The sequence below is a fragment of the Actinotalea sp. C106 genome (assembly GCF_023630195.1).
In the GTDB taxonomy this organism is placed as follows: Bacteria; Actinomycetota; Actinomycetes; order Actinomycetales; family Cellulomonadaceae; genus Actinotalea.
In genome coordinates, this window is record NZ_JALPKN010000151.1 from 1 (window position 1) to 7,753 (window position 7,753).

Consider the following 7,753-nt stretch of genomic DNA (forward strand, 5'->3'; position numbering starts at 1 on the left):
CCTGCTCGCCGACGGCACGGCCGGGGTCGTCGAGACCTCGCAGGCCGCGGTCGCGACCCCGCTGTGGTCCGCGCACCCCGCCGTGCGGCCGGCGCTGGTGGTGCCTGCCGAGGCGACCGGCCTGGCGCGGGTCCTCGATGTCGACCGGGCCGAGGAGCGTGCTGACGGGACCGTGACCTCCCGGGGGGCCGTGCTCGACCTCGACCCTGCTCTGCGCGCGGGGCTCGGTGGCCTCGTCGCGCTGCCCGGGACCTGGGTCGAGCACGAGGACCTGCGGGTCGACGGCGAGCAGCTCGACGGGTGGGTCGACGCCGCGGGCACGGTCCACGCCGCGACCAGCCAGGGGCTCGCCGTGGCCCTCGCGACCCTCGTCGGGTGGGAGCACCGCGACCGCCTGCTCCGGCTGCTCGCCGACCCCCGGGCCCTGCCGGAGGTGCTCCTCGAGCTCGCGGGGGACCTCGCCCCGTGACCTCCCCTGCTGCTCGCACGACCTCCCCGGGGCGCCGGACCCTGGCCCTGGGGGTCTTCCTGCCCGTGGTGGTCTTCGAGACCGGCCTCGGTGCGATCCTGCCCGTGGTCGCCCTCACCGCGGTGGACCTGGGCGCCGACGTCGCGACGGCCGGTGTGGTGGTGGCGCTCCTGGCCGTGGGGCAGATCCTCGGGGACGTCCCCGCCGGGGCGATCGCCGCACGGTTCGGGGACCGTCGGGCCATGCTCGGCGCCTCGGTCGCCGCGGTGCTCGCCCTCACGGCTGCTGCCCTCGCGCCGTCGGTGGTCGTCCTGGGCCTGAGCCTGCTCGCCCTCGGGGCGATCAACGCCGTCTTCATGCTCGCCAGGCACTCCTACCTGACCGAGACCACCCCGGTGATGCGCCGGGCCCGGATGCTCTCGACCCTGGGCGGCCTGCAGCGGGTGGGCACGTTCATCGGGCCCTTCGTGGGGGCCGGGGTCATCCACCTCACGGGGCTGCGGGGGGTGTACTGGCTCGCGGTCGGCACCTCGGTGGTGACCGCGGCGATCGTGGCTCTGGTGCCCGACGTCGACCACCGTCGCCCGGCCGGGCCCCGCGTCCCCACCTGGCACGTGCTGCGTGACCACCGCCAGGTGCTGTGGACCCTGGGGCTGGGCGTGCTCATGGTCGGGGCGGTGCGCGGCAGCCGGCAGACGGTCCTCCCGCTGTGGTCGGAGCACCTGGGCCTGGCCCCGGCGACCACCAGCATCGTCTTCGGGATCGCCGGGGCGGTGGACATGCTGCTCTTCTACCCCGCGGGACGACTCATGGACCGGCGGGGCCGGCTGTGGACCGCCATCCCCTCGATGCTGGTGCTCGGGGCGGGCTTCCTGGCCCTGCCCTTCACCACGGGGTTCGCCTCGATCACGGCGGTCGCGATGGTCATCGGCCTCGGCAACGGCATGGGAGCGGGGATCCTCATGACCCTCGGGGCCGACGTCGCCCCACCCACCGGGCGGGCGCAGTTCCTCGGGCTCTGGCGGTTGTGCCAGGACGCGGGCGGGGCGGCGGGGCCTCTGCTCGTCGCCGGCGGCGCGGCCGTGGGGTCCCTCGCCGCGGGGATCTGGGCCGTGGGTGGTGTGGGGGTGGCCAGCGCCGGGGTGCTGGCGCGCTGGGCACCGCGCTGGTCGGTCCACGCCTCGGGGGCCACCCGTCGTCGGGCGCGCGAGGCTGGTCTGCTCGACTAGCTGGCTGGACGACGAGGAGCGGCCCTGCCTAGGAGCGGCCCTGCCTAGGAGCGGCCCTGCCTAGGAGCGGCGCCGGCTAGGAGCGGCGTCGGCGGCGCTGCTCCCAGAGGACGCCCAGGGCGCCGAGGGCGATCCCCGTGGCGCAGACCGGGATGCTGCGTCCCGTCGTCGTGCCGGAGGCGTGGACGACGACCATCACCACCAGGGCCACGGACCACAGCGCCATCCCGATCCCGAAGACCAGGCGCAGGTCGATCTCGACCGGCTCGAGGGTGCTGGGGCGCAGGAGGCGGGCGGTCCGGGAGGGGGTGCTGCTCACCGTGCCAGCGTAGTCGGCGGACCTCGCGGCGGGTGATCTCATCGCGAGAACCCTCTGCCGCGCGGCCTCGGCTTCTGCCACTCTGTCCGCCATGACGCAGACCCCTCCGCCTGCCGCGACCCAGTCGGCCTCCTCGGTCGGTGCCTTCGACCGCTACTTCAAGATCACCGAACGGGGGTCGACGGTCGCGCGGGAGCTGCGCGGTGGTCTCGTCACCTTCTTCGCGATGAGCTACATCATCGTGCTCAACCCCTTCATCATCGGCGGGGTCCCCGACGGCACCGGGGCCTTCCTCGGTGGCGGCAGCGAGCCGAACTTCCCGCTCATCGCGGCGACCACGGCGCTCATCGCCGGTCTCCTGTCGATCCTCATGGGCGTGGTCGCGCGGTTCCCGCTGGCGATGGCCGCGGGGCTGGGCCTCAACGCCTTCGTGGCCTTCTCGGTCGCGGCCATCCCCGGCATGACCTGGGCCGACGCGATGGGCCTGGTGGTGCTCGAGGGCCTGGTGATCCTGGTGCTGGTGCTGACGGGGTTCCGGGAGGCGGTGTTCAAGGCCGTCCCGGTCGAGCTCAAGCTCGCCATCAGCGTGGGGATCGGGCTGTTCATCGCCCTGATCGGCGTGTTCAACGCGGGGCTCGTGCGGATCCCCGCGAGCCTCGCGACCCCGCTCGAGCTCGGTGACTCGGGTGCCCTGGTCGGCTGGCCCATCGTCGTCTTCGTCGTCGGGCTGCTGCTCATCGCCTCCCTCATGGTCCGCAAGGTCAAGGGCGCGATCCTCATCGGTGTGGTCACCGCGACCGTGCTGGCCCTGGTCATCGAGGCGATCGGCAACCTCGGGGCACGTTCGGCCGAGAACCCGGGCGGCTGGAGCCTGGTCGAGCCCACCCTGCCGGGCAGCGCGGGGGACGTCGTCTCGCAGCCGGACTTCGGCCTGCTCGGGCAGTTCTCGCTGCTCGGCTCGATCCCCAAGATCGGGATCGTCGCGGTCATCCTCTTCGTCTTCACGCTGATGATCGCGGACTTCTTCGACACCATGGGCACGATGGTCGCGATCGGCGCCGAGGCCGACCTGCTCGACGAGGAGGGCAACCCGCCCTCGACCCGCCAGATCCTCGTGGTCGACTCGATCGGCGCGATCGCGGGTGGTGCGGGCTCGGTGTCGAGCAACACCAGCTACATCGAGTCCGCCGCGGGGGTCGGGGACGGCGCCCGGACCGGGCTGGCCGCGGTGGTGACCGGCGCGCTGTTCCTGCTGGCGACCTTCTTCGCCCCGCTGGTCAACATGATCCCGTACGAGGCCGCGACGCCGGCTCTGGTCATCGTCGGGTTCCTCATGCTCATGCAGGTCACGGGCATCTCGTGGAAGGACTACGAGATCGCGATCCCGGCCTTCCTGACGATCATCCTGATGCCCTTCAGCTTCTCGATCGCGGTGGGCATCGGTGCCGGGTTCGTCTCCTACGTGGTGCTCAAGCTGGCCGCGGGCAAGGCCCGTCAGGTGCATCCGCTGATGTACGTCTCGGCGGCCCTCTTCGTCGTGTACTTCGCGATCGACTCGGTCGAGGGTCTGCTCGAGACCATCGGGCTGATCAGCTGAGCCGCGCCGCGGGTCCTCGGCCATCCGGGGGACGTTCCGTCGCATCCCCCCGAAGAGGGGCGTAACGGACAGGTGAGCGGCCGCGAGGTGGTCTAGTGTGACGAGCCCGGGGCGTCGTGCTGACGTCCCGGTGCGTCGTCTCGTCTGGAGGATCTGGTGCGAATCTCGGTGATCGGTTGCGGGTACCTGGGCGCGGTTCACGCGGCCTCGATGGCTCACCTGGGCCACGAGGTGGTGGGCGTCGACGTCGAGCAGCGCAAGGTCGAGATGCTCCGGGACGGCAAGGCCCCGTTCTACGAGCCCGGCCTCCCCGAGCTGCTCACCTCGACCCGCGAGACGGGCCGCCTGAGCTTCACCACGGAGATCGCCGAGGTCGTCGGGGCCCGCGTGCACTTCGTGTGCGTCGGGACCCCGCAGAAGCGTGGTGAGAACGCCGCAGACCTCCGCTACGTCGACGCCGCCATCGAGGGCCTGCTGCCGCACCTGGCCCCGGGTGACCTGGTGGTCGGCAAGTCCACCGTCCCCGTCGGCACGGCCGAGCGGATCGCCGAGCGCGTCGCCGAGGTCGAGCCCGAGGCGACGGTCGTGTGGAACCCCGAGTTCCTGCGCGAGGGCTTCGCGGTCAAGGACACCCTGCACCCGGACCGCATCGTGTACGGCATCCAGGAGGGCGAGGCGGGCGACCGTGCCGCCGGCATCCTCGACGAGGTCTACGCGGCCCCGCTGTCCGAGGGCACGCCCCAGGTCATCACCGACTTCGCGACCGCCCAGCTGGTCAAGGTGGCGGCGAACTCCTTCCTCGCCACGAAGATCTCCTTCATCAACGCGATGGCCGAGCTGTGCGAGGCCACCGGGGCCGACGTGACCAAGCTCGCCGACGCGATCGGGCACGACGAGCGCATCGGACGTCGCTTCCTCAACGCGGGGCTCGGCTTCGGCGGCGGGTGCCTCCCCAAGGACATCCGTGCGTTCATGGCCCGCGCGGGTGAGCTCGGCGCGGACCAGGCGCTCTCCTTCCTGCGCGAGGTCGACGCGATCAACATGCGCCGCCGGGTCCGCATGGTCGACCTCGCCCGTGAGGTCTGCGAGGGCTCGATCGTCGGTCGGCGCATCGCCGTCCTCGGCGCGGCCTTCAAGCCCGACAGCGACGACGTGCGTGACTCGCCTGCCCTGAGCGTCGCGGCGCAGATGCGGCTGCAGGGCGCCCGGGTCGTCGTGACCGACCCCCAGGGGGTCGCCAACGCCGAGAAGGCCTGGCCCGACCTCGACTTCGCGGCCACCGCCGAGGAGGCTGCCGCGGGCGCCGACGTCGTGATCCTCGCGACGGAGTGGGCGGAGTACCGCGAGCTCGACCCCGAGGCCTTCGGCCGCGTGGTGGGCCACCGCCGCATGGTCGACGGCCGCAACGTGCTCGACCCGACCCAGTGGCGCGCCGCGGGCTGGGTGTACCGGGCTCTGGGTCGTCCCTGATCTCCGATCCCGCCCCTGACCTGGTCGAGTCCTTGACCTGAGGTCTAGGCGCGGGCCGGGCCGAGCGCCACGACGAGGGTGCAGACCAGCAGCACGAGGATGGTCGGCGTCATCGTCATGCGCTCGGCCCGGCTACGTGAGATCGCGTTCATCACGACGCCCAGGGCGAGGTAGGCGACCAGCACCCAGGCGGCGGGCGCGACGACGGCCGCGGGCAGGACGTCGGTGAGCCCGGCCCGGTCGAGGGTCACGAGGGCGAAGACGGCGTAGAGCAGGACCGACACGGCGCTGCCGACCCGCAGCCGCCCGGGGAGGACCCCCTCGTGCTGGCCGCCCCAGGCGAAGGCCCCCCAGGGAGCCCCGAGCGCCAGTGCGATCTGGAAGACGGCCAGCGCAGCCCACAGGACGCAGGCCGCGACGGCCAGGATCGGTGCCATGGCACGCAGCGTAGTGCTGGGCCGTCAGGCGACGTGGCCTCCTTTTTCGTTACCCAAGGTCATGACCTAAGATAGGTACATGCCTGATGTCTCCGGGGCCGCCTGCCGCCCCGCCTCCCTCGCAGGGGACCTGCGTCTCGCCGTGACCCACGCGGTGCGCCGGCTCCGCATGGAGCGCAGCGACGAGACGATCACCGACGGCCAGTACGCCGTGCTCGCCGCGCTCAGCAACGGTGGCGCGATGACCCCCTCGGCCCTCGCCGAGCACGAGCACGTCCAGCCCCCGCCGATGACCCGCACCCTCAACGCCCTGGTCGCCGCGGGTCTGGTCCAGCGTGAGGAGCACCCCACCGACCGTCGTCAGGTCCTCATGTCCATCACCGAGTCGGGGGAGGCCGAGGTCCGCGAGACCCGGCGTCGCCGCAACGCCTGGCTCGCGGACCGCCTCGCCGAGCTCGACCCCGCCGAGCGGGAGGTCCTGGCCCAGGCCGCCGTCCTGCTCCGCAAGGTCGTCGCCCCGTGAGCCCGACCTTCGCCTCGCTGCGCTACTTCAACTACCGCCTGTGGTTCGCGGGGGCCCTGGTCGCCAACATCGGCACCTGGATGCAGCGCGTCGCGCAGGACTGGCTCGTCCTCACCGTCCTGACGGACGACTCGGGGGTCGCGGTGGGTATCACCACGGCCCTGCAGTTCGCCCCGTTCCTCGTCCTGTCCGCCTGGGCAGGGGTGCTCGCGGACCGGGTCGACCGGCGCAAGCTGCTCATCGCGACCCAGACCGCCCAGGGGGTTCTCGCGGCCGGGCTCGGTGCCCTCGTGCTCAGCGGTCATGCCGAGCTCTGGCACGTGTACGTCTTCGCCGCGCTGCTGGGCTGCGTCTCGGCGATCGACGGCCCCGCGCGGCAGACCTTCGTGGCGGACATCGTCCCGGCCGAGAAGCTGTCCAACGCGGTCGGCCTCAACAGCGCCTCCTTCAACGCCGCGCGGCTGATCGGCCCGGGGCTCGCGGGCCTGCTCATCGCCGTCGTCGGGACGGGGTGGGTCTTCGTCATCAACGCGGCCACCTTCGCCGCGACGATCCTGGCCCTGACGCAGATGCGGCTGCGCGAGCTGCAGCACCGCGAGCCGACCCGGCGGGGCAAGGGGCAGATCCGTGCCGGCATCGCGTACGTGCGGCACCGGAGCGACATCGTCGTCATCATGGTCGTGATCGGGGTGGTCAGCACCTTCGGCCTGAACTTCCAGCTCACCAGCGCGGTGATGGCCCGCACCGAGTTCGGCCGTGGCCCCCAGGAGTACGGGATCCTCGGCTCGGTGCTCGCCATCGGCTCCCTCGCGGGGGCGTTGCTCGCGGCGCGGCGGGAGCGACCCCGGGTTCGGCTGGTCATCGGCGCGGCCTTCGCGTTCGGGGTCACGACCGGCGTCATGGCCCTGATGCCGACCTACCCGAGCTACGTGGTGGCCTGCATCCCGGTGGGGTTCGCCTCCCTGACCATGATGACGGCGGCCAACTCGACCATCCAGATGTCCACCGACCCCGCGATGCGCGGGCGGGTCATGTCCCTGTACATGGTGGTCTTCCTCGGGGCGACGCCCGTCGGGTCGCCGATCGTCGGGTGGATCGCCGAGACCTACGGCGCGCGGTGGGCCATCGGCATCGGCTCGATCTCGGCCCTGCTCGTCTCGGTGGGGGCCGCGCTGTGGGCTGCTCGACGGTGGAACGTGAGCGTCCGGTACCGCTTCCGGTCCCGACCCCACCTCCAGGTCCGCTACCTCGACCACGAGCACGACGAGGAGCTGGCGCGGTCCGACGCCGCCCGCGCGCTGTCCGCGCAGCAGGCCACGGACCGCGCCTCCTCGGCCTGAGGGTCCCTCGGCGCTCGGCGCTCGGCGCTCGGCCGTACCGGCGCGACCGGTGGCACCGCGCCCGGCAGTCGGGTGATCTTCTCGGCGTACCAGGCGCCGGCGATGTCCGAGATGCGACGATGCGTCCATGTCGACCGCCCCTGCCCCGACCCCGGCCGAGACCGTGGTCCCGACCCGCGCCGAGGCGCGTCGTGAGGGTCGTCGTCGGTGGCCGTGGGTGGTGCTCGTGGTGCTCCTGGTCCTGGCCCTCGCGGCCGGATGGCTCGTGTGGCGCGGCCTGCAGGTCGTCGAGGCCCTCGAGGGCGCCCTGCCCGAGGTCACGGCCGCCCAGGGTGAGCTCGCCCGGGGTGAGGTCGAGGCGGCGGCGGC

At 72.7% G+C, this 7,753-nt stretch carries 8 protein-coding genes and 1 pseudogene; 7 read left to right on the plus strand and 2 right to left on the minus strand.

Going from position 1 to position 7,753, the window contains the following annotated elements; all coding sequences use genetic code 11:
- Together L0B03_RS11040 and L0B03_RS11045 are read left to right on the plus strand one after the other, a co-directional pair.
- Positions 1-469 (plus strand): annotated as a pseudogene (locus tag L0B03_RS11040) (ATP-binding protein); the annotation flags it as partial.
- Positions 466-1,698 (plus strand): MFS transporter, encoded by a 1,233-nt coding sequence (locus L0B03_RS11045; protein ID WP_250445847.1) that lies wholly within the window; start codon positions 466-468, stop codon positions 1,696-1,698. The pseudogene L0B03_RS11040 and the gene L0B03_RS11045, both read left to right, overlap by 4 nt.
- A 76-nt stretch (positions 1,699-1,774) precedes the next feature.
- Here the strand turns inward: L0B03_RS11045 and L0B03_RS11050 are convergent, their stop codons facing one another.
- Positions 1,775-2,017: a DUF2530 domain-containing protein gene (locus tag L0B03_RS11050; RefSeq protein WP_250445848.1), complete on the minus strand. Its 243-nt coding sequence runs from the start codon at positions 2,015-2,017 to the stop codon at positions 1,775-1,777.
- A gap of 91 nt (positions 2,018-2,108) precedes the next feature.
- Here L0B03_RS11050 and L0B03_RS11055 point away from each other — a divergent pair, with 91 nt between their 5' ends.
- The gene (locus L0B03_RS11055; protein WP_250445849.1) at positions 2,109-3,614 is read left to right on the plus strand and encodes an NCS2 family permease; all 1,506 of its coding nucleotides are present in this window, start codon (positions 2,109-2,111) and stop codon (positions 3,612-3,614) included.
- Positions 3,615-3,770: 156 nt separating this feature from the next.
- Entirely contained in the window at positions 3,771-5,084 is a 1,314-nt protein-coding gene (locus L0B03_RS11060) for a UDP-glucose/GDP-mannose dehydrogenase family protein (protein ID WP_250445850.1), read from the plus strand.
- 44 nt (positions 5,085-5,128) lie between these two features.
- On the opposite strand, the gene L0B03_RS11065 is transcribed toward L0B03_RS11060, so the two are convergent.
- Entirely contained in the window at positions 5,129-5,521 is a 393-nt protein-coding gene (locus L0B03_RS11065) for a hypothetical protein (protein ID WP_250445851.1), read from the minus strand.
- Positions 5,522-5,600: 79 nt separating this feature from the next.
- Here L0B03_RS11065 and L0B03_RS11070 point away from each other — a divergent pair, with 79 nt between their 5' ends.
- The 3 genes from L0B03_RS11070 to L0B03_RS11080 form a co-directional block, all read left to right on the plus strand.
- Positions 5,601-6,044 carry a MarR family winged helix-turn-helix transcriptional regulator gene (locus L0B03_RS11070; protein WP_250445852.1) on the plus strand — a complete coding sequence of 148 codons (444 nt, stop codon included), beginning with the start codon at positions 5,601-5,603 and terminating at the stop codon, positions 6,042-6,044.
- Complete coding sequence (locus tag L0B03_RS11075; RefSeq protein WP_250445853.1) at positions 6,041-7,384, plus strand: MFS transporter; 1,344 nt, start codon at positions 6,041-6,043, stop codon at positions 7,382-7,384. Before L0B03_RS11070 ends, L0B03_RS11075 begins: the two co-directional genes overlap by 4 nt.
- A 127-nt stretch (positions 7,385-7,511) precedes the next feature.
- A partial coding sequence (locus tag L0B03_RS11080; RefSeq protein ID WP_250445854.1) for a hypothetical protein occupies positions 7,512-7,753 on the plus strand: 242 nt, incomplete at its 3' end.